The sequence below is a fragment of the Thalassobacillus sp. C254 genome (genome assembly GCF_001310615.1).
The window spans coordinates 1-525 of record NZ_BAXQ01000078.1 but is presented as its reverse complement, the minus strand read 5'-3'; the positions used below and the strand labels follow the sequence as shown (position 1 = coordinate 525).

General features: G+C 49.1%; 1 protein-coding gene. It reads left to right on the top strand.

Going from position 1 to position 525, the window contains the following annotated elements; all coding sequences use genetic code 11:
* The coding region (locus JCM19033_RS21710; protein ID WP_198153637.1) for a (Fe-S)-binding protein at positions 1-525 on the top strand (525 nt) is incomplete at both ends.

Below are 525 nucleotides of genomic sequence, written 5' to 3'. Positions count from 1 at the left end.
CCCGTGGGGCATTAACCGCAAGGAGCGTGAGAACTGGCGGGAAAGCCGGGACGATGTCGACGCGCCGACGATCAAAGAAATGAAAAAACGCGGGGAAGAGTTTGAGTACCTGTTCTTTGTGGGATCCATGGGCTCCTATGACAAGAGAAGTCAAAAGATAGCCCAGTCCTTTGCGAAACTGATGAATGAAGCGGGTGTGAAGTTTGCGATTCTAGGAAACAAGGAAAAGAACTCCGGTGACACGCCAAGACGGATTGGAAACGAATTTCTGTTTCAGGAGCTTGCGACGGCAAACATTGACACGTTCCAGAAAAATGACGTGAAAAAGATCGTCACGATTGATCCTCACGCCTACAACACGTTTAAAAATGAATATCCTGACTTCGGACTGGAAGAAGATGTGGAAGTCTATCATCATACCGAGCTTCTCGCTGAGCTGGTCCGGGAAGGCAAGCTGAAGCCGACCCATGAAATCAAGGAAACGATCACGTACCACGATTCCTGTTACCTGGGCCGCTACAATGA